The sequence below is a fragment of the Sutterella massiliensis genome, assembly GCF_016899755.1.
Classification (GTDB): domain Bacteria; phylum Pseudomonadota; class Gammaproteobacteria; order Burkholderiales; family Burkholderiaceae_F; genus Sutterella; species Sutterella massiliensis.
Genome location: NZ_JACJJC010000246.1, coordinates 1 through 529, shown reverse-complemented (window position 1 = coordinate 529; position 529 = coordinate 1). Strand labels below are relative to the sequence as shown.

At 58.4% G+C, this 529-nt stretch carries 1 protein-coding gene; it reads left to right on the top strand.

What is annotated here, in order from left to right; genetic code table 11:
• The coding region (locus tag H6A60_RS12395; RefSeq protein ID WP_205105076.1) for a TraC family protein at positions 1 to 529 on the top strand (529 nt) is incomplete at both ends.

The following is a 529-nucleotide window of genomic DNA, read 5'->3' as shown; positions in this document are numbered from 1 at the left end:
CTGCTTCGTGAAGGTGCTTTCCGCGAAGCGCCTGCCCGAAGTCTTTTATTTCGGCGAAGCCGTGCAGTATGTCGGCGACCTCTCGGGGCAGAACCAGGGCATTCATCAGAACTATGCCGTGGTGATGAACGTGATCTTTCCCAATTCGGACAAAACGAAAAGCTCGCTCGAAAAGAAACGTCAATGGGTGACGCAGCAGGCTTACGGGCCGCTGCTCAAGTTCGTGCCCGTTCTCGCCGACAAAAAGGCGAGCTTCGATACGATCTATGAGAGCGTCAACAAGGGGGCACGTCCGCTGCGGGCCACCTATTCCGTGCTGATCTTCGGGCGTACGGAGAAGGAGGCTACGGCCGCGTCGATGGCCGCCGTTTCCTTCTGGGCGACGCAGCGTTTCAAGATCATGGAAGACCGCTTCGTGATGCTGCCGATGCTTCGCAATTGTCTTCCCCTCTGTACGGATAGAGCGGCCGTGGCCGAGCTGCAGCGCTACAAGACGATGACCTCGAAGGAGCTGCCCGTTCTGCTGCCC